The organism is Citrobacter sp. MGH105, assembly GCF_001037485.2.
GTDB lineage: Bacteria > Pseudomonadota > Gammaproteobacteria > Enterobacterales > Enterobacteriaceae > Citrobacter > Citrobacter portucalensis.
In genome coordinates, this window is record NZ_CP073050.1 from 50,683 (window position 1) to 75,090 (window position 24,408).

General features: G+C 53.3%; 33 protein-coding genes and 3 pseudogenes. 9 read left to right on the forward strand and 27 right to left on the reverse strand.

Annotated elements, in window-relative coordinates; all coding sequences use genetic code 11:
* Position 1: 1 nt before the first annotated feature.
* From SK35_RS26300 to SK35_RS26345, 10 genes and pseudogenes are all read right to left on the reverse strand, one after another.
* Positions 2 to 265: a hypothetical protein gene (locus SK35_RS26300; RefSeq protein ID WP_008324174.1), complete on the reverse strand. Its 264-nt coding sequence runs from the start codon at positions 263 to 265 to the stop codon at positions 2 to 4.
* Positions 266 to 350: 85 nt separating this feature from the next.
* Complete coding sequence (locus SK35_RS26305) at positions 351 to 695, reverse strand: hypothetical protein (RefSeq protein ID WP_008324177.1); 345 nt, start codon at positions 693 to 695, stop codon at positions 351 to 353.
* A gap of 46 nt (positions 696 to 741) precedes the next feature.
* Positions 742 to 1,029, reverse strand: a complete 288-nt coding sequence (locus SK35_RS26310) for a hypothetical protein (protein WP_008324178.1) — start codon at positions 1,027 to 1,029, stop codon at positions 742 to 744.
* Between the two features lie 53 nt (positions 1,030 to 1,082).
* Entirely contained in the window at positions 1,083 to 1,457 is a 375-nt protein-coding gene (locus SK35_RS26315) for a hypothetical protein (RefSeq protein ID WP_008324180.1), read from the reverse strand.
* 645 nt (positions 1,458 to 2,102) lie between these two features.
* Positions 2,103 to 2,442: pseudogene (locus SK35_RS27195) on the reverse strand (hypothetical protein).
* Positions 2,443 to 2,503: 61 nt separating this feature from the next.
* Positions 2,504 to 2,827 (reverse strand): hypothetical protein, encoded by a 324-nt coding sequence (locus tag SK35_RS26325; RefSeq protein WP_008324183.1) that lies wholly within the window; start codon positions 2,825 to 2,827, stop codon positions 2,504 to 2,506.
* The gene (locus SK35_RS26330; protein WP_008324185.1) at positions 2,824 to 3,552 is read right to left on the reverse strand and encodes a plasmid SOS inhibition protein A; all 729 of its coding nucleotides are present in this window, start codon (positions 3,550 to 3,552) and stop codon (positions 2,824 to 2,826) included. The genes SK35_RS26325 and SK35_RS26330 overlap by 4 nt, the downstream gene beginning before the upstream one ends.
* Positions 3,549 to 3,980 carry a conjugation system SOS inhibitor PsiB gene (gene psiB / locus SK35_RS26335; protein WP_008324186.1) on the reverse strand — a complete coding sequence of 144 codons (432 nt, stop codon included), beginning with the start codon at positions 3,978 to 3,980 and terminating at the stop codon, positions 3,549 to 3,551. The genes SK35_RS26330 and psiB overlap by 4 nt, the downstream gene beginning before the upstream one ends.
* A 42-nt stretch (positions 3,981 to 4,022) precedes the next feature.
* Positions 4,023 to 6,032 (reverse strand): ParB/RepB/Spo0J family partition protein, encoded by a 2,010-nt coding sequence (locus SK35_RS26340; RefSeq protein ID WP_016479992.1) that lies wholly within the window; start codon positions 6,030 to 6,032, stop codon positions 4,023 to 4,025.
* 70 nt (positions 6,033 to 6,102) lie between these two features.
* Positions 6,103 to 6,333: a DUF905 domain-containing protein gene (locus SK35_RS26345; RefSeq protein WP_015493071.1), complete on the reverse strand. Its 231-nt coding sequence runs from the start codon at positions 6,331 to 6,333 to the stop codon at positions 6,103 to 6,105.
* Between the two features lie 284 nt (positions 6,334 to 6,617).
* On the opposite strand from SK35_RS26345, the pseudogene SK35_RS27200 reads away from it, so the two are divergent.
* Positions 6,618 to 6,841 (forward strand): annotated as a pseudogene (locus SK35_RS27200) (hypothetical protein); the annotation flags it as partial.
* Positions 6,842 to 6,958: 117 nt separating this feature from the next.
* On the opposite strand, the gene SK35_RS26355 reads toward SK35_RS27200, so the two are convergent.
* The 8 genes from SK35_RS26355 to SK35_RS26390 all read right to left on the reverse strand — a co-directional run bounded on the left by SK35_RS26355 (position 6,959) and on the right by SK35_RS26390 (position 11,058).
* Entirely contained in the window at positions 6,959 to 7,276 is a 318-nt protein-coding gene (locus SK35_RS26355; protein WP_016247540.1) for a hypothetical protein, read from the reverse strand.
* Between the two features lie 34 nt (positions 7,277 to 7,310).
* Positions 7,311 to 7,565 (reverse strand): DNA polymerase III subunit theta, encoded by a 255-nt coding sequence (locus SK35_RS26360; protein ID WP_008324193.1) that lies wholly within the window; start codon positions 7,563 to 7,565, stop codon positions 7,311 to 7,313.
* A gap of 192 nt (positions 7,566 to 7,757) precedes the next feature.
* On the reverse strand, positions 7,758 to 7,949 hold the full coding sequence (locus SK35_RS26365) for a hypothetical protein (RefSeq protein ID WP_015493073.1): 192 nt from the start codon (positions 7,947 to 7,949) through the stop codon (positions 7,758 to 7,760).
* A gap of 42 nt (positions 7,950 to 7,991) precedes the next feature.
* Entirely contained in the window at positions 7,992 to 8,498 is a 507-nt protein-coding gene (locus SK35_RS26370; protein ID WP_008324195.1) for an antirestriction protein ArdA, read from the reverse strand.
* Positions 8,499 to 8,896: 398 nt separating this feature from the next.
* Entirely contained in the window at positions 8,897 to 9,676 is a 780-nt protein-coding gene (locus SK35_RS26375; RefSeq protein WP_008324198.1) for a hypothetical protein, read from the reverse strand.
* Positions 9,677 to 9,729: 53 nt separating this feature from the next.
* On the reverse strand, positions 9,730 to 10,149 hold the full coding sequence (locus SK35_RS26380; protein ID WP_008324200.1) for a DUF1380 family protein: 420 nt from the start codon (positions 10,147 to 10,149) through the stop codon (positions 9,730 to 9,732).
* A complete protein-coding gene (locus tag SK35_RS26385; protein WP_008324202.1) occupies positions 10,133 to 10,381 on the reverse strand; it encodes a hypothetical protein in 249 nt (82 codons plus the stop codon). The genes SK35_RS26380 and SK35_RS26385 overlap by 17 nt, the downstream gene beginning before the upstream one ends.
* Positions 10,381 to 11,058: a DNA methylase gene (locus SK35_RS26390; RefSeq protein ID WP_016247541.1), complete on the reverse strand. Its 678-nt coding sequence runs from the start codon at positions 11,056 to 11,058 to the stop codon at positions 10,381 to 10,383. The genes SK35_RS26385 and SK35_RS26390 overlap by 1 nt, the downstream gene beginning before the upstream one ends.
* Positions 11,059 to 11,417: 359 nt before the next feature.
* Between SK35_RS26390 and SK35_RS26395 the strand changes: the two genes are divergently transcribed.
* The 3 genes from SK35_RS26395 (at position 11,418) to SK35_RS26405 (ending at position 13,965) form a co-directional block, all read left to right on the forward strand.
* On the forward strand, positions 11,418 to 12,089 hold the full coding sequence (locus tag SK35_RS26395) for an SOS response-associated peptidase family protein (protein ID WP_016247542.1): 672 nt from the start codon (positions 11,418 to 11,420) through the stop codon (positions 12,087 to 12,089).
* Between the two features lie 179 nt (positions 12,090 to 12,268).
* Positions 12,269 to 12,691, forward strand: coding sequence for a translesion error-prone DNA polymerase V autoproteolytic subunit (gene umuD, locus SK35_RS26400; protein ID WP_008324207.1), 423 nt, complete (start codon positions 12,269 to 12,271; stop codon positions 12,689 to 12,691).
* Entirely contained in the window at positions 12,691 to 13,965 is a 1,275-nt protein-coding gene (locus tag SK35_RS26405; protein WP_016247543.1) for a Y-family DNA polymerase, read from the forward strand. Before umuD ends, SK35_RS26405 begins: the two co-directional genes overlap by 1 nt.
* 38 nt (positions 13,966 to 14,003) lie before the next feature.
* Here the strand turns inward: SK35_RS26405 and SK35_RS26410 are convergent, their stop codons facing one another.
* From SK35_RS26410 to SK35_RS26435, 6 genes are all read right to left on the reverse strand, one after another.
* Positions 14,004 to 14,327: a hypothetical protein gene (locus tag SK35_RS26410; RefSeq protein WP_016247544.1), complete on the reverse strand. Its 324-nt coding sequence runs from the start codon at positions 14,325 to 14,327 to the stop codon at positions 14,004 to 14,006.
* A 433-nt stretch (positions 14,328 to 14,760) separates the two neighbouring features.
* Positions 14,761 to 15,792, reverse strand: a complete 1,032-nt coding sequence (locus tag SK35_RS26415; RefSeq protein WP_016247546.1) for a ParB/RepB/Spo0J family partition protein — start codon at positions 15,790 to 15,792, stop codon at positions 14,761 to 14,763.
* The gene (locus SK35_RS26420) at positions 15,792 to 16,658 is read right to left on the reverse strand and encodes a ParA family protein (RefSeq protein ID WP_016247547.1); all 867 of its coding nucleotides are present in this window, start codon (positions 16,656 to 16,658) and stop codon (positions 15,792 to 15,794) included. The genes SK35_RS26415 and SK35_RS26420 overlap by 1 nt, the downstream gene beginning before the upstream one ends.
* Positions 16,659 to 17,063: 405 nt before the next feature.
* Positions 17,064 to 17,402 (reverse strand): hypothetical protein, encoded by a 339-nt coding sequence (locus SK35_RS26425; protein WP_071839718.1) that lies wholly within the window; start codon positions 17,400 to 17,402, stop codon positions 17,064 to 17,066.
* A 109-nt stretch (positions 17,403 to 17,511) separates the two neighbouring features.
* Positions 17,512 to 17,964 (reverse strand): hypothetical protein, encoded by a 453-nt coding sequence (locus SK35_RS26430; protein ID WP_016247548.1) that lies wholly within the window; start codon positions 17,962 to 17,964, stop codon positions 17,512 to 17,514.
* 58 nt (positions 17,965 to 18,022) lie between these two features.
* Complete coding sequence (locus SK35_RS26435; RefSeq protein WP_016247549.1) at positions 18,023 to 18,796, reverse strand: hypothetical protein; 774 nt, start codon at positions 18,794 to 18,796, stop codon at positions 18,023 to 18,025.
* A 568-nt stretch (positions 18,797 to 19,364) separates the two neighbouring features.
* On the opposite strand from SK35_RS26435, the gene SK35_RS26440 reads away from it, so the two are divergent.
* From SK35_RS26440 to SK35_RS26450, 3 genes are all read left to right on the forward strand, one after another.
* Positions 19,365 to 19,961, forward strand: coding sequence for a recombinase family protein (locus tag SK35_RS26440; protein WP_016247550.1), 597 nt, complete (start codon positions 19,365 to 19,367; stop codon positions 19,959 to 19,961).
* 190 nt (positions 19,962 to 20,151) lie between these two features.
* Positions 20,152 to 20,307: a hypothetical protein gene (locus SK35_RS26445; protein WP_000074143.1), complete on the forward strand. Its 156-nt coding sequence runs from the start codon at positions 20,152 to 20,154 to the stop codon at positions 20,305 to 20,307.
* Positions 20,308 to 20,355: 48 nt separating this feature from the next.
* Entirely contained in the window at positions 20,356 to 21,348 is a 993-nt protein-coding gene (locus SK35_RS26450) for a hypothetical protein (protein WP_001145102.1), read from the forward strand.
* On the opposite strand, the gene SK35_RS27090 is transcribed toward SK35_RS26450, so the two are convergent.
* Positions 21,287 to 21,514, reverse strand: coding sequence for a hypothetical protein (locus SK35_RS27090; RefSeq protein WP_306292279.1), 228 nt, complete (start codon positions 21,512 to 21,514; stop codon positions 21,287 to 21,289). The genes SK35_RS26450 and SK35_RS27090 overlap by 62 nt on opposite strands.
* On the reverse strand, positions 21,496 to 22,476 hold the full coding sequence (locus SK35_RS26455; protein WP_032432566.1) for an IS5-like element ISKpn26 family transposase: 981 nt from the start codon (positions 22,474 to 22,476) through the stop codon (positions 21,496 to 21,498). The genes SK35_RS27090 and SK35_RS26455 overlap by 19 nt, the downstream gene beginning before the upstream one ends.
* Before the next feature lie 185 nt (positions 22,477 to 22,661).
* Between SK35_RS26455 and SK35_RS26460 the strand changes: the two are divergent.
* A pseudogene (locus SK35_RS26460) lies at positions 22,662 to 22,901 on the forward strand (helix-turn-helix domain-containing protein); the annotation flags it as partial.
* 52 nt (positions 22,902 to 22,953) lie between these two features.
* On the opposite strand, the gene SK35_RS26465 reads toward SK35_RS26460, so the two are convergent.
* Positions 22,954 to 23,658: an IS6-like element IS26 family transposase gene (locus tag SK35_RS26465; protein WP_001067855.1), complete on the reverse strand. Its 705-nt coding sequence runs from the start codon at positions 23,656 to 23,658 to the stop codon at positions 22,954 to 22,956.
* 319 nt (positions 23,659 to 23,977) lie between these two features.
* Here SK35_RS26465 and SK35_RS26470 point away from each other — a divergent pair, with 319 nt between their 5' ends.
* Positions 23,978 to 24,400, forward strand: coding sequence for a MarR family winged helix-turn-helix transcriptional regulator (locus tag SK35_RS26470; RefSeq protein WP_223296479.1), 423 nt, complete (start codon positions 23,978 to 23,980; stop codon positions 24,398 to 24,400).
* Positions 24,401 to 24,408 lie beyond the last annotated feature (8 nt).

The following is a 24,408-nucleotide window of genomic DNA, read 5'->3' on the forward strand; positions in this document are numbered from 1 at the left end:
ATCAGTTAAATGCCCGCTTCAGTTCGAGCGTGCGTAACACCTGCCCCCACTCACTCCCGCGCATGGCAGGAATACGAACGGCGCGCCCCTTCTTCCGGCAGTGCGCTATGTGACGGCCCAGCGCCCGCATTTCGGCGCTGATGTCGTCACGGTCGATATCACTGCGTTTAATACGCACCTGTTTTTTTACGGGTGCGTTTTCCGCCTCAAGCATCTGGACATACAGGGCGGTCGGTGTAACAATCGAAACTTCACTGAATTGCATTGGTTTGTTCCTTTTGGTGAAGGCCGGATTAATCGTTGCAAGCGGGTAAATCCGGCGGGATATGGCAGACGAAAGTCTGCCTTTTTCATTTCTGGCGCTGCACTCCCTCCTTAACGCGTGCCAGAATCTCCGCGTGGTCAAGGTTGCTGTAGTCGCGCATCCGGTAATAACGGATACCGATCCGCGCGTAGATTTCGGTCACATTACCGCAGACCATTTCCGCCAGCATGAAGGTTTCACACTCGCCGTTCTGACTGCTGCGCCAGTTCATCGGGTACATCAGCCCCAGCGCATCATGGAAGGCGTGTACGTCGATTTCGACGGACGCGGTCAGATATGACTTTTCGCGGCTCAGCCAGTACGCGCGTTCGGCCTCACTGGTCGCATAAATACCCGCTTCAGCGCAGGATTCGGTCAGATTTAAGTGCATGGTTTATCTCCTTCTGGTTAATGGCGTTGATATTTCGCCGTGGTGGTTATTCGTCGAACGTGATGCCGGAAAAATGCGCCATCAGGTGCAGCATGTCGGCAATCTCGTCGACTTTCTGCTGAATGGCTGGCGTGGCTTTCAGGATGCGCGTGACAGCGGTTCTGAGTTCGCCCATATAGCGGTTTGCAGACTCGCCCAGCGCCGTTTTGTCCGTATTGCTCTGGTACTTCATCAGGGCTTTACTGACGTGGTTTTGCAGGGTATCAAGTTCGCTGAGCGCGCTTTTCTCCCATGCGTCAAAGCTGAACGTACTGTTCGTGTTGCTGTTGCTCATAATGTTTCTCCGGTGTGACTGGCGGCATCCCCTGCCGCCAGCCGGTTAAGTAATCAGTAATCCGCCGCCAGCTCGATCATCAGGTCAGCACATTCACCATCGGCACGTTCTTCTTCCGCAGTCGTCAGCATGTAACCCCGTTTCGCTGCCGCCCCCATAAACGCCGGACGGTCTTTCAGTGGCAGTTCTGCCAGGTAATGCATAGCCATACCCAGCAGACGGGACTCATAAATCTCGTAGTGCAGGCCACATCCCCGGTTAGCCTGTATTTCCATACGGGCCAGCACCACGTCCGCGCGAATAACATCGAACGGGTTACGGGAATGGATATTGCGCACAAAGCCATCAGTACGCAGGGACGAGGTTTTCACCCATCTTTCGGAAGATTCTTTGGTGGCGGTTTTGACGTTGACGTTCTGTGTGTTCATCCTGCTTTTCCTCCTGTCTGGTGGTTTATCCATCTCTCGGTGAGTTCCCTGGCGGCAAAGGGCAAAGGAGCAACGGCGGGGCGGCAGGAGAAGGGCGGAGACTAAAGTTTTTGCGGTCCCTCGCAAAAAGTTTTGGCGGAGTGCATTTCACCCTTCGGATGACGACACGACGGTGCTACGACAAGCCCTCCGCCCGGGGACTTAACGGGAGAGGGCTCGCCAGAGGTACGGGGAGAGGATGAACACACCCGACACGGCGGAACGACGTGGCGTCACCTGAGTGCCGGCGGCTTTATCGCCGGCATGGTGAAAGCGGCGTGACCGGAACGGTCACTGCGAGCCGGTGTTGACGTTGCGACAGTGGGATGGAAGCCCGTCAGGGCGGAGACGGTTTACCGGCTCCGTTTACGACAGCCCCGGTTCCCGTCAGGGAGGTCGCCCGCAGTCATGGCCAGTGACCCCGTCAGACAGCAGGCAAATTTGAAAAGATGATACAGACAACTGCCACCATAATTCGCAGCGTTCGTTCTTCAGAGGTGATTCACAGCAGGAAATTACAAAGCGTGAGGACCATATAAAAGAGCAGTTATACCGCAGGCATAACCGCTCTTTTTACTTTCCTGCCTCACGCTGGCGTATAGTTTGTTACCTTCGCCTCCAGTACACCCAGCCACTGACCAGAAGCAGAACACCGCTCAGCACCGCCAATTTCATCGGGGTTATGATCTCCCCAGAATTCCAGCTTGTATCCGATACCCCAGATAAAAAACGCCAGACCTGAAGCCACAATTCCCCACTTAAGGAGAAACAAGAGCACGTTGTCCAGCATACCTGGCGGATCGCGCTAGGTGATAACCAGCGCAATCAGGGCACAGATTGCCACCCCGGCATAGTACGCCGTGCCTCCCAACATCTCCGGCGCCGCGTAATGTATGACCAGCGTAAACAGGCCATTTAACAGCGCGACCAGTATCCAGTATCTCATCTCTAAATTATCCCTTTTAAGCACCCTGCCGACCGTATTCTGGCAGGATATGATATCAGACTCAGTGAGGCGACTTTCCCCGAAAATAATCCGGTCGCACCGTCAGTTCCCGCTCAATGAGTTCATCTGCAAACAGGGGCGCGATCCTGTTAACACGACGCGCCAGATTCCGTCGCCGCGTGGCCGCCTTTCGCTCATCGCTCCAGCGCCTGATCGGCCGTTCATACAGAAAATCAACGCAGACAGCATATCCGGCTCCTGCCACCCACAGTGACATCACGGACTCAGGGGCTGGCTTCCCGGCCTCCACCACTTCTGACGCCAGTTCAGGTTCACCGGGACAGGGACCGGGACGCTTCCAGCGCAGCGAGTAACGCCACTTCATACCTGACTCCGCGCTGTCAGCTTGTTGGGTACCATCCAGCGCTCCAGCTGCCGGACAGATCCCGGACTTTCCCTTGCCAGCGCATTCGTTTCAGCCATCACCGTCCAGAAAGGCTGACTCTCCATCGTCCAGCGCTCCATTGGCTCCAGTGACGGGAAACGCTCGCTCCAGCGCCAGAACATCTCTTCCAGGTCGTACTGGCGCAGTTCAGTCCCCGACCAGCGTGCGCTCCAGCTGCTGACCGTTTCAGGCGTATGGAATGCCAGCTCAATCTCCGCCTGCCCCGCCAGCGCCTGGTACGCCTGCTCACGCTGGCACCGTTCTTTGTGACGCTGTCGGGTGTATTTTTCATCCCGCAGGGCGTCCTGACAGCGAACCCGCTCGGTCTGCTGAAAGGCCACCTCCGGAAAGAGGCGCTGACCCGCACCAACGGGAAGCGGCAGCCAGCAACGCGTCCCGCGACTTTCAATCAGCGCATCGATGGCACTGAGCCAGCTGTCCCTGCTGCCCCGCAGCTCCCGCGCCGTCAGCACCGGCGCAAAATGATGGATTTCCCTGATAGTGATGCGCGTGCTGCCCGTGAGCCGCCGGAAAAAGGCGCTGGCATACGGATACATCGTGGACACCGCGCCGCGCGACCGCCGGCGTTCAACCTCCGCGATGGCCTCCATCGCGGCGCGTCGCTCAGGGCTGAAGGGAACCAGTGACAGGTTTGCAGGTATCATGCCGCGCCCTCCGCTGCCAGAATACTGATGATGCTGGCCTGACTGTATCCGTCCGCATCGAGACGCGCCGTCAGGCTGACGGTGTGGCTGACAAGCTCCGGCTGGTAGCCGCTCAGGGTACGAATGACGGAGAACGGGCGACCGCTGGCGGGCACGAACACCACCATCCACGCCGGACTGATGGCACCAGGACTGCACACCGCAATATGGTAATTGCCGTGCGAGGGGGTAAAGCGTATCTGTACGGGGAAGAAGCCGCCGAACTCGCTGCGGTACTCGCCGTTCACATCCCAGTTTTCAGGGCAGGACAGGTCACGCATGACGGCGTGGGTCAGTTCGCGGCGGAAGTCTTCGCCGCTGTCCCGCCAGTCCTCAAACTCATCACAGGACATCGTTTTCAGTACATCGGGGGTCAGAATAGTGCGCATGGGTATCTCCTTATCGCCGCCCCGCAGGGCGGCGCTCCGTTATCAGGCGGCGTGTGCCGTGTTGGTGGTGTCGTTGTCAGGGCTGTCGGTATCTGAAGCCGCGTCGTCTGCACCGGATTCACCCGCTGACTCCGGTCCTTTGAGCCATGCCGGAACCCAGCGGGTGTGCTGCATAAAGTGCTCCGCATGCGCTGCAGCATCGCCCTTCTTCATCTTCTCCGCGTCACCCGCCGCGCCCGTCAGCCCCGCCTCTTTCAGGGAGGCGACAATCTGCGGATGTTTCAGGCTGCCGAAGTAGTTGTCCTTCGTCGGCTGCCACCAGTCGCGCAGGTGGAAGCCGATTGCCGCCTCGACCGCATCGAGGGTACTGCGCGAGGTGTGCCCCATATCGCGGGTCTGCACCCCGTCAACGGAACAGGCCGTGCAGAAGGCCATCAGCGACATCAACACCCCGCCGTCAAGGGCAAAGAAGGTGGTGAAGTCCTTCTCCCACCCTTCCGGCAGCAGGGCTTTCAGCCTTGCCCGTTCGGTCATCAGGATGTTAAACGCTGCGCCATCCTTACCGGACGGGGCGTTCTCCGTCAGGCTGCCGTGAGATACAGTGAGGCTGATACGGAACGGATGCGTCGTGGTCAGGCAGCCCGAGAAGACGCAGGTACACATGCGCCAGACCATCAGCGCCACCGCCTTTTCGGGCTGCTGCATCAGCGCCGCCTGGACTGCCAGCGTACGTTCGGAGGTCATTTTCGTGAGCAGCGGAACACTGATCCCCTCTGCGGCGTCGGGCTGGTGTGAGGTGAATGGCACCGTTACGCTGCTGGTTACGGTTTCTTCAGGCATATCCGCTTTCAGGCGCACACCGCGCTGCACGTACACCTGCCCTTCGTACAGGCTGACCATCACTCCCGCGCCTGACTTCATGTCGTCAGTCCACGCGCTGGCTTCTGCCGCCGCCTGAATGGCGAGGATGTCCGCTTCGATCGCATCTGACTCGTCGCAAACGCTGTCATATGTATCGTACTGCTCCCGCAGCGCACCAAGACGCTGCTGCTGCTCAGGGGTGTACACCGGATCGGGTTCAGCAGGCTGCACGAACTCCTTACCGTCTTCGCCGTGGTACCAGATGCGGGCTGCGCGTCCGCGACTCCATGCCCAGCCCTCCCGCTGCTGAATGTCCTGCGCGATACGCTCCAGCTTTTCCTGCACCAGACGCTCAACCAGCACGCTGTCAGCCGTACCGTCGCCCTCGTCCTGGCTGAACAGATCTTCACGGACGTAACCCCCTGCCGCCTCGTAGGCATCGCGCCCGATAAAACGAAATTTGGCGTTGTCGGTGCGCATCTCGGTTTCGGTAATAGCGCGTTTAATCAGGTGTGCGGGCGCGTTTGACCAGCTGGCCTTCACGTTTTCGAATACCTCGACCTGACGGGCAGGATCGTCCTCGAGACAGAGCGCCTGACACTGCTCAACGGTCAGTTCGTCCTGTGCAAGCTTCTCCATCAGGGAGGGGGCGAGGTTTGCCAGCTTCAGCATGCGCTGCACGTGACGGGAGCCGAAGCCGAGCGCGTCGCCAATCTGCGCGGGGGTTTTGCCCTGCCCTGCCAGCGTACGGAAACCTGCAATCTGCTCGGCGGGATGCATGGCGGCGCGCTGCTCGTTCTCGGCGACGGAGGCAAGGGCGGCAATGTCGTCGGAAACACGCTTCACCATAACGGTATGGTCAGCAGCGAGACGCCCTTCCTGCGCCAGCAGTTGCAGGGCAGTTAATCGGCGGCCACCTGCGGCCACGCCGGATTGTCCGTCCGCGAGGGTGTGAACAATAAGGTTCTGCAGCAGTCCGAGCGTCTCGATGGAGTCGGCCAGACCGCGAACGCTGTCCACGGAATAGGGGATGGAGCGCACGTTCAGCGGGGATTTAACGAGATCGGACAGCGGAACGTACTCGACCGCAGCGGCCTCAAGGGCGATCTTCAGGGCAGCCTCCTGTGCCTTCGTAATTTTTTTGCTGCTCGCTTTTTTGGGTGCTTTTGCTTTAACATCGGTTACTGACATAGTTGATACCTCACTGATTGATGATTGTCCGGCCCTGCGGAGTTACCGCTCCGGCAGGGCACCTTCTTATTTACTGCTGTTTACGAATACCGTAACGTTCGATGTAACGGTTGAGCCATTTCCCGGTATCCGCTTCAAAATTCCACGCGCGCCAGACCATTACGCCGTTCTGACGAACGACCAGACGAAAATGTGTACCCTGATCGTCCTCAATTGCCACGTTGGTGTACTGCGCCGCAACGACCTCAGCCTGTTCGCGGGTAAAGGTGTCGTCGGGTAAAACCGCCAGCGCCTCGCTCATGTTGCCCCTCCTTCTGAACCTGTTTTGCTTTTAAAAAACCATCACCCGTTGAGTTGCCGGGGCCGCGGTTTTGACGTTTTGCGGGGACCTGCTGAACGCCCCCGCTGGTTGTTACCTTCACCCGTTTGAGAGCCGTTCGCCGCAGGGGCGTAAACCAGCGCGGGCGATGGCGGATGTCCGGGGCGCGGTTTACCGCGTGCCATTTACCCTGGACAGCTGACAGCGGCTGTGCTTGTCTCAGCCCCGGCGAAAGGACTCAAAAGGGTGAAAAAACCAGGCAAGGAATGAGCAGGAACCCGCCGCAACGACGGAAAGCGCGGGCGCGAAACGGCGTTGCCCCTTACAGCCCGGCGGCCGTTGATTTTCGCCGGGGTGCAGGGAGCGCAGGCCACGGCGCGACAGAGGCGGCGCATCCTGATAAGGATGCTGCAAGCCCTGGTGTTGCGTCATGGGATGGAAGCCCGAAGGGCGGAGACGGTTTACCGGCTCCGTTCACGACAGCCCGCCCGGACGCCCGCAATGAAAACGGGAACGGGCAGAAAACAGAAAACGGGAGGATAAGAATGGATTACATGCGGCTAAAATGATGGCTGACGATCATCCAGCTTGATGCCAGCCGGGAACATCAGGAGCGAAAATGCTTTTCTTTTCTGTACTGCACAACGCTATACCAGGCCGAAGCCAGGAAAGCAAAAACGGTGATCAGCACTCTTAATTCGTCCCCCGGTTCCTTCCCCTTCAGCATCAACATTATGATGATGCCGGCAACGATAATCCATGCAACGCCACTCCAGAGACGCAGTTTATCCGCCGCGACATTAATCAGGATAAAAGCAACGGCCAAGATTCCCCCCCATAGAGCCGGTACAGGCTGAAACGGAATAAACAACAGGTTAATACCGGTTAAAAGAGTCACGGCCGCAAACATCAGAGACATACGCATAAAATTTCCTCCCTGGACACACTGACTATAAGAATCACTTCTGCTGCTCATCTCCGGGTTTATTATATTCGGGCGCATTTGCGCGCGGCAGCTGCTGACTGTTCTGCCGATGAACGTCAAGCCGTTCACGAAAATACTGGCGAAGATGTTCAGGCTGTTCCCGTTCAACAAGCTCAGGCACAACAGGCTTGTTCATCCTTTCCTGCCAGGCAACGGCAGCGGCGGCTTTATCGACTGAGACCTTATCCTGATCATCTTTTGAGAAAGAGGCGATATTCCACTTCGACATATGCTTCACCGGTCTGCTTTACAGGAAGATATCCCTGATAATACGCGCATTCCCGGGCAACAGCGACTGACAACGGAGAGGAGAGTGCGCGGCGCCGGAGGCGCGGCGAAGTTTCTCTCCGGCAGGCGCAGCCTGCCCGGTTTTTCGCGCGGGCTGACAGGCGCCCTCCGGCCCGGACGCCTGCCATCATACTTACTGGCCTTTTCCACCCTGTAAGATGAAATGACCGCCGATGTACACGGCACACTGACAGGTCATGTATTCGCAGATTTCATCCATCACCTGCGCGGTGGTCAGTTCCCGCTGACCGGCATCACGTCGGCGGGCATTAATCAGGGCTTTGTACTGTCGCAGGATCTCGCGGGTTTCCGGTGCAAGTTTCATACGTTTTCTCCTTAACCGGCGGGTTTCCCCGCCGGACATTAATCAGTTGCTGAAGACATAGCCGTCATGGAACACATAACCGCTGCTGAACAGGTCACGCGCCCAGGCTTCAAAATCGAAATAGCTGCGCAACGGCTCCGGCACCTCATTTAACAGGCCGTTGTCCTCCACCATCTCCCGCGCATAGTCTTCCTCGCTTTCCGCCTCGCCGCGGTACGCATCATCAAACGCGTCATAGTCACATTCGCCGGTATACTCCGCCCAGGCGATAAAAGCGGCTTCCCTGCCCTCTTCTTCGGCGCGTTTGTAAGCGGCGATAAAATCCCAGTCAATGGAGCATTCAGAGACGAACTGCGACGGAATGCCCTCCCAGTCCTGGAACATAAACTCGGCATCCCATTCATCGGCATGCAGTGCCTGACAGGCCTCGTAAAAATCTTCCCTGCCGTTAAACTCCGTCAGATCAAACCATTTGCCGAAAATGCTGCCGCAGTTGTATTTGTGATACGTGCCCACGTAAACAGCCGGTGTGGTGGTTGTAGTGCGCATAAAAAATCCTCCATAGTCGATGTCGTCTGAGTTCCGGCTTACGCCGTGCCGACACGACAGCCGGGCGAAAAGCGGAGGATGCAAGGGCGTCACCGAAGCCGCAGCGCAGTAAAAAAGCAGGAGCTGGCTGGACGGTTTGACGGCGAAAATTGAGCCGGAAAACGACGGGAAGACGGCGGATAACGTATGAAATAAACTGCGACCGGGTGAAGGTGACGGCGTTTACGCTTCCCTTGCATCAGCCGCGGCCCGGCTATAGTAGAGGCACGGCGTTTGCCGCAGGCCGCACGGGACGTTACTCACCGCGAAGCCGGAACAACGTGAAGGAAGAGCCGTAAAAGTGGAGCCGGCGACATCCTTCGTGGTGGATTCAGGGGGCCGCCGCCCCCTGCTGTTCGCTACACTGGCCGGATTGCTGACAGGGCATTGCGGACAAGACTGATTTCTGCACGCGCTTCTGCCATGACCTCATGTAACAGGGTTAAATCCATCCACCGGCGCGGAGGCTCGCCCGGAATACGCAGCACATCGCACATCTGGCCACATGCCAGGATTTGATCAACATTGTCGCTGATAACAAAGAACTCGACGCTGCTGTAGCGTGCCCCTTTGTTCAGGATGGCATCGAGCACCACCGGCAAATTGTCATCATCGTCCAGCCAGCAGGGCATATCATTTTCCTTCACAACCAGACGGAAGTTTCGGGTCTGGCGATAAAACAGCGTTTCCCCGCGCGTGGTCAGCGCCGCCTTTATCCGGCGCGCATCCTCCCATACCTGCCGGGAGATATCCCGCACCGCGCGGGACAGGCAATCCGTTACAGCCTGAATCTCCGGCTCCGTCAGCCATTCCCCGGCCCAGGGGAACGCTATCTGTGTTCCGTCCTCCGGAAGCTGCGGCGCGTCGGCATAGCGGCTGCCGGATAAAATAATCTGCGCTGGCGTCCCGGCTATTTTTGTCATGGCACTTTGCAGCTCTGCGGGTACGTCACCGGTACAAAGCAAAGGCAGCAGATGAACAATATTTGCCGCATCCAGACGGACATAAATGCTTATCCATCCCGGTTTATTGACCGGATCACGCTGATCAACATCGGTATGGTCAGGCCATCCATAATCAGCAATCAAATCGCGCGCACGGCGCATAACAAGGGCGGTTAACGTGGTGATTTCCTGCATAATGGGTTCCTCTGAACGGGGTCAGTACACGCCGCCCGGGCGGCGTGTTGATTTCAGTTTTTCAGTAAGGCGCGAACTTTCGCCGCATCAGCCAGGCGGCGGGTAACGCTTTCCGGGACCGGATGATTGCTGTCACGGGCGGTCCATTCCCTGTGCCATAACGCCTGTTCGGCAGTGGTCAGCAGGGTTTCAAGCAGGTCAGCCGGCACACTCACCGCCGCTGCGGCCTGTTTCACCTGTTCAATCAGATCCATCACCGCACCGGCAGACACGCCCGATTCAAGCCGTTGTTCCTCCGGAATGGCGTCCATACGCGCCAGTACCACCCTTGTGTCCTGCTCCGAAACGGCATATTCCATTCCGTCGGCCAGCGCTTCGATATCCGCCGGGGACCAGACAATGAGGTTCAGCGGGGTTTCTGCGGGATACTGTTCACGCAACAACTGGCAGAGGGTTTCACAGGTTCCGTACATATTTTTCTCCTCTGTCCTTAAAGCAGGCATCCAACTCAAGAATTTCGTTGTATGCCGCCATAAACAGGGCATTGATGCGAAAAAGGGTCTGACGGGTCAGGCGTTCGGCCAGCACATCGGAGTCAAAGCGATAGCGGTGCTCCATCCCGTTCAGCGTCGCCCGCAGGTCACACATGCTGTTGGCGATTTCCGCCACTTCTGCGCGGAGTTTTTCGTGTCCGGCATAGTTCATTACGCGGCCTCCGGGAACTCGTCGTTAGCGGCCGGGTACTGCATGGCGCGCCGGACGGCGGCCAGACGTTGCTGTCCGGCCCGGTGATACTGCTCCAGCAGTTCAATACCGATGTAACGACGGCCAGCCTGGAGGGCGGCCACACAGGTGGAGCCACTTCCGGCAAAGGGGTCGAGCACAATTGCGCCGGGATGTGTGAAAGACTCAATCAGCGGTTGCAGGCTGGTTACGGGTTTTTCTGTCGGGTGGTGCCGGTTGCCTGAATATTTCCACGCAATCACGTCATTCAACGGGTTTTGCGGCAGGGACGGACGACCTTTTGCAAGGATGTAGGCGCATTCGTGGCGGTAGCCCACATATGCGGCCTTCGATGTGTAGGTTTTAGGGAAAACCAGATGACCAACAACGCTGAACCCGGCCTGTTTCCACGCAGCCATAAAGCGATCGACGCGGTTCCAGCCGTAGAAGCTCACCATCAGCGCGTCTTTTTTCAGCACGCGATACATCTCATGGCTGGCGGGTTGCAGCCATTCATCGGTTTTATCGCCGGCGATGGTACGCCCCTGACGGTCACGAAAACCGACGAGATATGGCGGGTCGGTCAGAATGAAATCGACAGCATTATCCGGAAAGCCGGACATGATATGGACGCAATTACCCTGGATAAATCGGGACATGGTAGTTCTCCTTTCTCAAATGCGGCGCCAGTTACGCCGTGCCGATACGACAGCCGGGCGAAAAGCGGAGAATGCAGGGGCGGTGCCGCAAGCCGCAGCGCAGTGAAAAAGCAGACGCTGGCTGGACGGTTTGACGGCGAAAATTGAGACGGAAAACGACGGGAAGACGGCGGATAATGCCTTTGAAATAAACTGCGACCGGGTGAGGACACCGGCAGAGCGAACCCTTGCATTCGAAGCGGCCCGGCTACAGTAGCGGCACGGCGGCCACACGATGGCAGGAACCTGAAAAACGGCCTATGTTCTGAACTGAAGAAAACACAGATTTCGCATGCGAAATCTACACCGGAGAAACGATAATGTGCGGTCGGTTTACGCAGTACAACTCCCGCGAGGAGTACCTGGCCTTTCTCGGAGAAGAAGCAGAACGGGACATCCCGTATGATCCGGAGCCCGTCGGCCGCTACAACGTTGCGCCCGGAACCCGGGTATTACTGCTGAGTGAACGCCGCTCGCAGCTGCATCTTGATCCTGTTCGCTGGGGTTATGCGCCGGAGTGGTGGAACAAGCCCGCTCTAATCAACGCCAGAAGTGAAACTGCGGCTGGCAGCCGGATGTTCAGGCCACTCTGGGAGCACGGACGGGCCATTATTTTTGCTGACGGCTGGTTTGAGTGGAAACAGCAAAACGGCGTGAAACAGCCGTTTTTCATTTACCGCAAGGACGGAAATCCACTCCTGCTCGCTGCCATCGGGAAACCACCTTTTGAGAATGGTAATGACCTGGAAGGATTCCTGATCGTCACGGCAGCTGCGGATGAGGGACTGCTGGATATTCACGATCGGCGACCGTTCGTGTACTCACCGGATGCCGCACGTAAATGGCTCAGTGAAAACACAACCGGTAAAGAGGCGGAAGACATTGCCCGTGAGGGCAGTCTTTCCGCCGAAGATTTCACATGGCACCCCGTCAGCCGGGCTGTTGGCAATCCCGGGAACCAGGGCAGGGAACTTATAGAGCCACTGGCTTAGCAGACGGTGAGATACCCGGCATCCACTCACAGGGTTATGCACCGTTTCTGTGGATAACCCAGAGCCTGTTTTATCCGGCAGAACAATAACCTGGCAGGAGCCGGTAAAATTCTCCTTGCAGGACGGGAAATATCTTAAATAATACTGTATATAAAAACAGGCATTTTAAGAGGTATGCCATGATCCTTTTTGTCACTCCCGCATCTGAACCAGCACTGTCCACCGCACCACTTTTCACAGAGCGCTGTCCGGCAGGTTTTCCGTCACCGGCCGCGGACTATACCGAAGACGAACTGGATCTGAATGCCTATTGTATCCGTCGCCCCAGCGCGACCTACTTTGTCCGGGCCATTGGCGACTCGATGAAAGATATGGGCCTGCACTCCGGCGATTTAATGGTTGTCGACAAAGCCGAAAAACCCATACAGGGGGATATTGTCATCGCGGAAACAGATGGCGAGTTCACCGTTAAACGCCTGCAGCTTAAACCCCGAATCGCCCTGCTGCCGATGAATCCCGCCTACCCCACCCTCTACCCGGAGGAACTGCAGATATTCGGCGTGGTGATGGCATTCATACATAAGACGCGGGGTACTAACTGATGTTTGCGCTCGCTGATGTGAATTCGTTCTATGCGAGCTGCGAGAAAGTTTTTCGTCCCGACCTGCGGAACAAACCTGTTGTTGTTCTTAGCAACAACGACGGCTGTGTAATAGCGCGAAGTGCCGAAGCGAAACGGCTGGGCATTAAGATGGGCGTCCCCTGGTTCCAGCTGAAGACGGCACAATTCCCGGAGCCGATCATCACGTTCTCGAGCAATTACGAGCTTTATGCATCGCTGTCGAACAGGGTTATGTCTCATCTTGAGGAGCTGGCGCCGCGCGTGGAGCAGTACAGCATCGACGAGATGTTTCTGGATATCCGCGGTATAGACAGCTGCATCGATTATGAGGACTTCGGCCGGCAGCTGCGCGAGCACGTACGCTCCGGTACGGGGCTGACAATCGGCGTCGGGATGGGGCCAACCAAAACGCTGGCTAAAAGCGCACAATGGGCGTCGAAGGAATGGCGGCAGTTTGGTGGCGTACTTGCTCTGACTTCAGGCAATCCAAAGCGAACGGAGAAACTGCTCTCACTACAGCCGGTGGAAGAAATCTGGGGAGTAGGTCGCAGGATCTCAAAAACGCTTAATACGATGGGCATCACTACGGCACTGCAGCTGGCGCGCGCGAATCCTGTATTTATCAGGAAAAATTTCAGCGTTGTGCTGGAGAGAACCGTTCGGGAACTCAACGGAGAAAGCTGTATTTCGCTTGAAGAAGCGCCGCCGCCAAAACAGGAGATTGTCTGCAGCCGGTCCTTTGGGGAGCGTGTCACGACGTATGAAGCCATGCGCCAGTCAGTTTGTCAGTACGCTGAGCGTGCAGCTGAAAAGCTGCGCGGTGAGCGTCAGTTCTGCAGGCATATTGCCGTTTTTGTGAAGACGTCACCGTTCGCTGTGAACGAACCGTATTACGGGAATGTGGCCAGTGAAAAGCTGATGACTCCCACGCAGGATACCAGGGACATCATAGCCGCAGCGGTGAAAGCACTGGATCGGATCTGGGTGAATGGCCATCGGTATGCAAAAGCAGGTTGCATGCTCAATGATTTCACTCCTGACGGGGTTTCGCAGCTGAATCTGTTCGATGATACTCAGCCCCGAAGCAACAGTAATCAGCTGATGAAAGTCGTGGACGGTATTAACCATTCCGGTCTGGGGAAAGTGTGGTTTGCGGGACGAGGCATCGCACCTGAGTGGCAAATGAAACGAGAAATGCTTTCTCCTGCATATACGACCAGGTGGAACGAACTACCGATGGCCATCATAAGGTGATCGGACACTTAAAGATTTCGCATGCGAAATCTTATGAATTAATCACGCCTGTGCAGCTGTATGAGTGCCTGAGAGGGCCGATAGTGCTGCTTCGCCCACCGCCCGTAATTATTAACGGACTCATACTGACGTTCTGCAGCACCATCACGGTAATACAGTACCTGAATAATCCCATGCAACTGCAGATAGCTGGCTACCGTAGTTACATTATTGCGAACGAAGTGTGTGTGGCCCTGGAAGTTATCAAGATCAACTCCGTCCTGTCCGTCATCAAGCGCATCAAGAATAAAAGCTATCAACGCTGAAGCTATAGAACGACGGCCAGAACCTGCGATACAAGCATCAAGCTCCTGAAAGGTCATCTGGATTTCCTGTTATAACGGTAATGGGCGTCCTCTTCGATTGCAGCCACGAGCCATCCGGTAGCGGTTCGCCTGTCTATGTTCTCAGGCAAGGAAGCGACGAGCTGCTCAAGTGGAAGTGTACGATTAGATCTGAATATAAGCGCCGACATTCCACACCAGTCTTGGTTACTTTCTGGCTTCCAGCCGGCGCCGAGCATCAACGTTAATGCCGTCTGAGCCGCCCATAACGGAGTTTCTGCCGGGCTCAAGGACCATGTGGCTAACGCTGCTCCGGGTACAGGCCTGCTTCTTGTTACGTACCCAAGTTTGATAGCCGCTTCTGTTAGTGCGGCAGCAGCTTCGGATTGAGTTCCGGGATACTGAAGCGCCCAGAGGCGGACAATTTGGCCACGGAATTCCGTGGCCATTTCGGTGAATGGAGTAGATTTCATTACTGAGATCGCATCCCTTTAACACGGAGTTCAGATGCCTCAACTGAAATTTCACCAATTTCCAGTTTCACCCACACATATCCCTCTGCGTCTGGCGCGCGGTCAGTCATTATAGTCCCTTGCTGACCGTCTATGTCGACAACGACCTGCCAGGGTTTTACACCTGAATTGCTGTCTACAGGCCTGGCAGGTTTTTTGTTCTGAGCCTTAGATTTCGCATGCGAAATCTTATCTTTGCCTTTGTTCTTTACTTCATCAAGAACAGCTTTAACCTGCGCGCGTGAAATACCTGACTCCCTCGCAGCTGCGACGAGCTTCTCGGCTTCTTCGGGGGAGTTTTCATTCACCTGAATCAATGTGTATGCCAGATCGACATCGGATGTAACTTTATCCCGAAGAAGGGCAGTAACATTTTCTGGTGCATCAATGAGACGAAGGTGTTTACTCACAAACGAGGTAGGTTTGCCCATCGTTTTTGCGATCTGCTCACCTGTCATGTTGAACTGATGCTTGAGCTCATAAAACGATTTTGCAGTCGCTAAAGGTTTCAAACCAGACTGCTGCAGGTTTTCAATGAGCTGACCGATGATGCGTTCTTTTCTTTCCCGCGGTGGTTTACCAACATAAATATCAATATGGGTATCACCACGTTTTCGAGCAGTACGAACACGCGTTTCGCCTAACCATATCTGGTAGCCGCGCCTGTCACGAGGATAGCAACGAGGTGGAGTAAGCATCCCTATAGTTTCAAAGGTGTCAGACATACCCTCGATAACTTCTTCATCGAAGTCTTCTTCAGGTCGCACTTGTTCTTCAGCATATACAAGATTTATATCTACACGGATTATCTGCCCATCAGGTTCGATGTCCGGGCGTGCTATATCCGCCATAATCTGGTGCGCAGCTATATCATGGCTCTGCTCATCTGGCTGTTTGTTTACAATGACATGTTCGATATCAGGTACAGCAGTCGCATTTTTTTTCATTTCCTGCTGCGCCTGGAGACGTTTCATGAACGGTTTCTTAGCCATCACTTACCTCCAGCGAGCTTAATAATTTTCTGTGTAAGTTCTTTATACTGGATTGCAGGAAGACATTTAGGGTCATATTCATCAAAGGATAGACCAAGCTCGATTGCCTCTTTTGCAGCTGCAGGTACAAATGATATATAAGCGAGAATGTATTCTTCGGAGTACCCCTTACCCTGAAGGATCTCGATGAGGAGATTCAGGTTCAGTGTATCAATAGGCCCCAGATACCCTTCTTTGAGCGGCTTTTTATAATTTTTCACCTGCGTCTGGGTCACATACGTCCCCATAAACTGGAGAGAAGGGTTATAGTTCCGCTTAATTTTCTGCATATAGGCAAGCTGTTTACCTACTGCATTACGGGCCTGTTTCTCCAGCAGAGTAGGGATTAGAAGGTAATCAGCTGACATATGAGCTGCGATCATGACATTCGAATATGATGGTGCTGAATCGGCAATAATAAAATCAAACTGCTTCTTCAGTTCTTCAATACGGTCCCTGAAGTCGAACATGCAATCGCTGTTGCGATAGTTAATTTCATTTAGTTCACTGGTAGCACCAATAAAGAAGCGCCCGCCGGGAAGTTCAATGGGTCGAACCTCTGTATCCGGGAAGAAAAGCTGATATGTGTTCGCCTCGCCAGGAGTAAAACTGTTACTTAAAGGTTCACGTTCAATTTCATAAGGTAAGTCATCGGGGAAAGCCCTCTCCGTCAGACCAGTTGTCCAGTCCATATCAATTTCAAGCACACGAAAGCCAGCACTACGAAGGTCATGTGCAATTTCACTGGATGACTGCGATTTAACGATTCCGCCCTTCTGGCTGCATACAACGATGAGTTTTCCGATGGGTCCAATTTTCAGGGTCATGGATCTGTCCTTAAGATTTCGCATGCGAAATGTTTGAGAAGGGGCGGCACGACTTGAGAGAGCATTTCAGTAATGTAATGAGATGATTACGGTATTTCATACACACTCCTATGAGTCAGGCGTTTCGCCAGATGTAGAAGCAGCTATCTGCCTCTGCGTTGATTGTCGTGCTTTCAGGACGACACAAACAGTATACAGAAAAATCATTAAGTATCAATAATGATACGCAATGGTTTTCGCATGCGAAATCACATATTGAGTATTTCTGGTGATCATATTTGATTTTGTTGACGCACAGCGCCTGTTCATAGCTTGCATCTGAGCAGGTGAAGGATTAGATATGCCCGACGGGCACGTCAGCCTAGCACATTGGGGTTTTCAGAAAGGTCATGCCAGTGGTCCTGATTAATAACCTCGAACTGCCACTACAATACCGCAGATTATGCAAAGGACAATTACCCAAAGAATGGCTGGCATTGGATTGCCATTTTTAGCTTCAGATGCCAAATACGCATTAAACTCTTTTTTACTTTGTCTTCGACCATGAGATGTAGAGAAATTGTGCTGCCTTAGCGGAACAGTACCAGACTCAACATATTCCTTAGCTGCCGCTAATGTGGGGACAGGTCCAAAATCATGAGCGCCATTAGCATCGACAATAAGCCACCCAGAGTTATTTTTTATAATGCAACGCCCATCATCTACTGCGTATCTTCCGGCCTGAATTCTGGTTATCTTAGCCAACGTTTGCTCCGTGTTGTATTATGCCCAACGGGCTACTTTGTTCATCAGTAAAAGTTTACAGCTTTATCCCTGCGCCGCAATGGGTTGGACACTCAGCTAATTCTGTCCATTAAAGATAATATTCGTAACGTTTCAGGGGAGGTATATCCAACGCCATAATTTCTTCAGAATTAACTATATAGGTATCAGGGAAAAAATCAGCCAAGACCTTAAAATTATGCTTTTGACAAAATGCCAGAAGGTGTGGATTTTTTACATCCTCAATAACTACATCGTTCCACGGATTAGATTCGCAGCATAATTTAAGAAAAGATTTAAACCAGCCTTTATTTTGTATTTCTTCGGGAAGTTCTACAACATGAATAGTCAGGCAGTCACCATCATACAGGTTCGTTCTTTGTCGCAGACCTACGATAATACCATTATCTTCGATCTGTACTCCATCGCGATGTTCTTTCATCTCACGGTTATAGCGTTTTGCTCTTTGGAGCCACGCCATAAGTTGCTGGGTCGTAGAAGGTGATTCAGCTATAAGCCATTTCAAATATTCAGTGCGATCCATATGTGCCTCTCAACAATAATAATTAATTACGATCGTATTGTGCATCCTGCCCCACGAATCACAGCGGCGTTCGTGATGCTCCCAACGGGAGTGGAACTTCGTAGCTACCATGCTCGCTTTCGTATCTACGGATGAAAGCGTTCACCTGCCTGTCCAGTAGGTCAAACAGTGAGATAAACTCAGCAATAAGTCCCGCCACATAACCCTCATCAATGATGATACGGTGTCGAATCAGCCTGATACCGTTTTTTTGCTTACAGTAGTTTTCTATATCATCAGCCAGCCGCTCTACCCTGTGCTTCTCAATCTCACCTTCAGAGTGAACCAGAACATGCCTGATTTGCTCCACTTTCAGCATATCCTCCCATCGTTTCCACAATAAATTCCCCTGATTAATATCAAAACTGGCTTCTCTCCTCAAAAATTGACGATAACGTTTTATACACACTTCTTTTAAATACTTATCGCTCATGTCCTGTGGGAGAAGTTTATTAATTTCGGCGCATAATGTTTTAACTTGATGTTCAAAGAAATTATACAGTGTTATCACCATGGCCTTGCGATGCATGGGGGGGTAAAATTCGCCAAATTCTCTTATTTCTTGACTGTAACTATCAATAATATCCTCGTGATATTCACCACCATTATTTTTCAGATGTTCATTTATTTCATTGCAAAGCATATCATTGCTTTTCTTAATATTATCCTCTGAGTAATTATTGTATGCGGCGTAATTATGCAGATCTATTGTTGTGAAATGACACAGATGAAAAAGGGTCGTACCGAAGAAATCGATAACATTCGGGTAGCGAAATTCAGTATCCAGTTCCATATACATCCTTCGTCGTATTACAGCCTTAAGCTGTTGCCGGTCGCACCGCTAAAGTAAGTATTAATAATAATTCCTGCCCGGATTGGACGTACAGCACTTTTTGTCCAGTTTTTCAGTGCCTCGCTCCGCCATCGTCAATCCTCCACCTGAAATGTACAAAAAAATGCTATTCATTCTGGACATTTCGGCACTATCGGAAAAAGTGTCCAAAAAATATTTCTGTTGATCGTATTTATTTTTGTTGACCTGTTTCCGAAACCGTGAGTCTGTTCAGAGCTTGCATCTGAGCAGGCGAGGGGTTGGGCAAGCCCGCAGGGCGCGTCAGCCTGTCACATTGGGGTATACTCTAATGTCATAGTCTGAAAGCTATAATCAGAATGCACTGAAATAATCCCGCAATAAAATATTAGACAGCTTATATTTTCACTCTTCCTGCAGGCTGCCTTAGCATGCTGTACCAAACCGACCGATTTCGGACACCGCTTACAGCACCTGTTCAAAACTTAGTGAAATTAGTTTCGTACATACGTTATAATTCGTACATCCATTTCGTACACAAAATTACGCCATGTCACGAGTTTTTGCTTACTGCCGGGTCTCCACACTGGAACAGACCACTGAAAACCAGCGCCGAGAAATTGAAGCAGCCGGTTTTACCGTTAAACCCCAGCGCCTGATTGAGGAACAAATCAGCGGATCAGTGGCTGCCAGCGAACGCCCCGGTTTTGCCAGACTACTTGATCGCATGGAAAATGATGATGTGCTGATAGTGACCAAACTTGATCGCCTGGGCCGTGACGCAATGGACGTGCGAAAGACCGTAGAGCAGCTGGCAGCATCCGGTATTCGCGTACACTGCCTCGCGCTGGGTGGCGTGGACCTCACCAGCGCGGCCGGAAAGATGACCATGCAGGTCATTTCGGCTGTGGCTGAGTTTGAAAAGGACCTGCTGATTGAACGCACGCATTCCGGCCTGGCAAGGGCTAGGGCAGCAGGCAAACGGTTTGGCCGGCCGCCGGCGCTTAACCAGGAACAGCGGCAGGCAGCGCTTGAACAACTGAAAGCAGGTGCCAGTATCAGCGCCATTGCCCGCGAGTTTGGGACCTCACGACAAACCATCATGCGCCTGCGTGGCGATGCAGTCAGCCCGGAGTTACCAGATTGACATCCACCCCCGACACAATCCGCTGAAGGAATGGCAATTCTGTTCACCACATTTGCTAAGAGATCAGGACTTACTTTGTAATCTGGAAGTACATCGAAGTTGCAACAATAGTACACTATTGCGTGACGTAGATTCGTGACGTATAGTTACTGCAACTTATTTGTTTATAACTACCGTCAGGTACAAAATTATGTCTCCAGCACAAGCTAAACAAAAGCAGCATGAACGCTACGAAGCCGTAGCGGTGCAGGTTTTGCGTGGTCGTGCCGGTTACAAACCTGCCGTGAAAAGCCGCTTCAGTAAGTCAGCCAGTAGCAAATTCTCTCATACTATCGCTTTTGCCTGATCCTGAACTTTGAGGCACAATAAACCATCATTCGCTGATGGTTTTTTTATGCCTGTTCAAGACGTTATTCCCCCCTATGAGCAGATGTACCTGCTAAATCAGCAGCTGATCTGCAACGCTGACCAGTTCAAACATGCCGTTATCACAGTTGGCGGTCAGGCTGTGCAATACTGGATATCCTATTATCATGCACAATATGGCGACAGATTGCCTGATGAGCGTCTCACCACTTCTGTTGACTGCGACTACAGCGCCCGGAAAGATGATATTGCGGCTATAGCAAAAACGCTCAACGTTAAGACGTGGGAGAACAAAGACGGCCAGCCCCCATCCCTTGCACAGTTTATGCTTATCGATCAGGACACACACGATATCAAACGGGATGATGGACGCTTATTTGCCGTACCGGATGCGCCTGACGAGCCAAATGTGGTGGATATTATCGACCGACCCGGAGGCTTTGACCGTTCTGATTTTCTGGGGGAAAAGCTTTACCTGTATACCGCCCCGTTTTATGTAGAAGCAACCGGCCCCGGTATGCCTGAAATGAATGAAAAGGTAAGGGTGTTGAACCCTGTCGCCTGTATGCGCTCGCGCTTTAGCAATCTGATTGCCTTGCGCCGTGATGCTGAAATTGAAATTGCGCGTATTAACGCGCTCAAGATCCCGTGTTATTTCTTTCTCATCGAACAGTTTGATGAACAGCCGTTCAAAGTTGCACGAGGAATCTTTATGGATTTGTGGTGGCTCGCGAATGACGAAAGCTGTCTGCGCCATCAGGCCTTCTGGCATAGCTGGCAGGGGCCGCTTCTTGAAGGGCAACAAAGTAACAACATCACTCTGATTGATGTGTTGGAAGGCGTACATGCATACCTGGAAGGGCATCTTGATGACTTTGAAATACCGGAAGCCTTTGTCACCAAAGAATTACCGCTAAAGCTCGCACAGCTGCGTGAACGCTGGGAGCGTTACGTGGTACTCAATGCTGAATGGGCAGCAAGAGGGCGCAGGGGATTTGAACGTAATCGCCGTGATGATTAGGGAAGGTGCGAATAAGCAGGTCATGTCTTCCCAAGCTGACTCGTTGATTAAAATTTCGCGGATCTGGGCCGATTTTTTTCCCGCAAACACATCGAATCAGCCTATTTAGGCTATTTTTTCCACCATTTCTGGCGTTATTTCCGGTTTTTACTGAGATCTCTCCCACTGACGTATCATTGGGTCCACCCGAAACAGGTTGGCCAGGGTGAATAACATCGCCAGTTGGTTATCGTTTTTCAGCAGCCCCTTGTATCTGGCTTTCACGAAGCCGAACTGCCGCTTGATGATGCGAAACGGGTGCTCCACCCTGGCATGGATGCTGGCTTTCATGTATTCGATGTTGATGGCCGTTTTGTTCTTGCGCGGATGCTGCTTCAAGGTTTTTACCCTGCCGGGACGCTCGGCGATCAGCCAGTCCACATCCACCTCGGCCAGCTCCTCGCGCTGTGGCGCTCCTTGGTAGCCGGCATCGGCTGAGACAAATTGCTCCTCTCCATGAAGCAGATTACCCAGCTGATTGAGGTCATGCTCGTTGGCCGCGGTGGTGACTAGGCTGTGGGTCAGGCCACTCTTGGCATCGACACCAATGTGGGCCTTCATGCCAAAGTGCCACTGATTGCCTTTCTTGGTCTGATGCATCTCCGGATCGCGTTGCTGCTCTTTGTTCTTGGTAGAGCTGGGTGCCTCAATGATGGTGGCATCCACCAAAGTGCCTTGGGTCATCATGACGCCTGCTTCGGCCAGCCAGCGATTGATGGTCTTGAACAATTGACGGGCCAGTTGATGCTGCTCGAGCAGGTGGCGGAAATTCATGATGGTGGTGCGATCCGGCAGGGCGCTATCCAGGGATAATCGGGCAAACAGGCGCATGGAGGCGATTTCGTACAGGGCATCTTCCATGGCACCGTCGCTCAGGTTGTACCAATGCTGCATGCAGTGAATACGCAGCATGGTCTCCAGCGGATAGGGCCGTCGGCCATTGCCCGCCTTGGGATAAAACGGCTCGATGACAGCGGTCATATTCTGCCATGGCAGAATCTGCTCCATGCGGGAGAGGAAAATCTCTTTTCGGGTCTGACGGCGCTTAGTGCTGAATTCACTATCGGCGAAGGTGAGTTGATGGCTCATGATGTCCCTCTGGGATGCGCTCCGGATGAATATGATGATCTCATATCAGGAACTTGTTCGCACCTTCCTTAGGTTCGTTACCTGACGCCTTAAATATTGCGGCTCCCGGTCAGCCGAAGATTCTATTATACCCGTGGCGATTCAGATGCTTGATTTTTTTTAGAATCAGGTTCACGCTACGAACCATGAAAATTACACTGACTCCTCAACAGAAACTGCAACTCGAACAAATGCACGATATTGAACGTGATAGTCGAGTTTGCGACCGTATTAAGGCTGTTTTGCTGGCTTCTGAAGGCTGGAGTCAGACCATGATTTCACAAGCTCTTCGGATTCATGAATCCACCGTTGCACGTCACCTTAGCGACTACGTTCTTTCTGAAAAACTTAAGCCTGAAAATGGCGGAAGTCAAAGCAAGCTTTCTGGCACTGTTGCAAAGTTAGCGATGAGGCAGCCTTTTGTCTTATTCAAAGGCCTTACATTTCAAAAACTCTGCTTACCAGGCGCATTTCGCCCAGGGGATCACCATAATAAAATGCTGAGGCCTGGCCTTTGCGTAGTGCACGCATCACCTCAATACCTTTGATGGTGGCGTAAGCCGTCTTCATGGATTTAAATCCCAGCGTGGCGCCGATTATCCGTTTCAGTTTGCCATGATCGCATTCAATCACGTTGTTCCGGTACTTAATCTGTCGGTGTTCAACGTCAGACGGGCACCGGCCTTCGCGTTTGAGCAGAGCAAGCGCGCGACCATAGGCGGGCGCTTTATCCGTGTTGATGAATCGCGGGATCTGCCACTTCTTCACGTTGTTGAGGATTTTACCCAGAAACCGGTATGCAGCTTTGCTGTTACGACGGGAGGAGAGATAAAAATCGACAGTGCGGCCCCGGCTGTCGACGGCCCGGTACAGATACGCCCAGCGGCCATTGACCTTCACGTAGGTTTCATCCATGTGCCACGGGCAAAGATCGGAAGGGTTACGCCAGTACCAGCGCAGCCGTTTTTCCATTTCAGGCGCATAACGCTGAACCCAGCGGTAAATCGTGGAGTGATCGACATTCACTCCGCGTTCAGCCAGCATCTCCTGCAGCTCACGGTAACTGATGCCGTATTTGCAGTACCAGCGTACGGCCCACAGAATGATGTCACGCTGAAAATGCCGGCCTTTGAATGGGTTCATGTGCAGCTCCATCAGCAAAAGGGGATGATAAGTTTATCACCACCGACTATTTGCAACAGTGCCCGAGCACGTCCGTTGATCTCAGATGTGGAATCCGAGCTGAGCCCCTCAATGAGCATGACCATGTCCGAATCTGTCATAGATGCATGCGGCGGTCATACATTTTCACACGCTTGAAGTCTATGCGCGAAGCATATATTCTTGCGGTATGGAGCCTGAGGTCGCCAAGTACCATTTAGGTGCACTCGCGTTGGCCGTTGCAGACAGCATCGCCAGTGTCTCGGCCTCGTTTTCACCAAGCGGCCCGGGGACCGCCGTGATGGTGTTACTCAGCATGGAGCCCGGACTGCCGATCAGCGTTTTGGCTACCTCGATCGGGCTTTCTCATGCCGGGACGGTGCGATTGATCGATAGGCTCGAGCGCGAACAGTTGGTGGAACGACGAAGACAAATCACCGACAGGCGGGCGCGCTTCATTCACCTCACCAATTCGGGGAAGAAGATAACGGACGCCTTGCTCAAGGCACGGGAGCAGGTGATCTCCGAATGTATTTCGCCCCTGTCGCCCAATGACCTCGACATTCTAGGCATGCTGTCGGAGCGGCTCCTTGTGGCAAACGGCTTCGACAAAGATGGCTCGGTCAGCCTTTGCCATCTGTGCGGCTACAGCAGGATCGCGCCTTCCCGTGGTAAAGCTAAGCCGGGGCGCTCGCCACGCTGGAACGTCGCATCAGAAGGCTGACGATATGA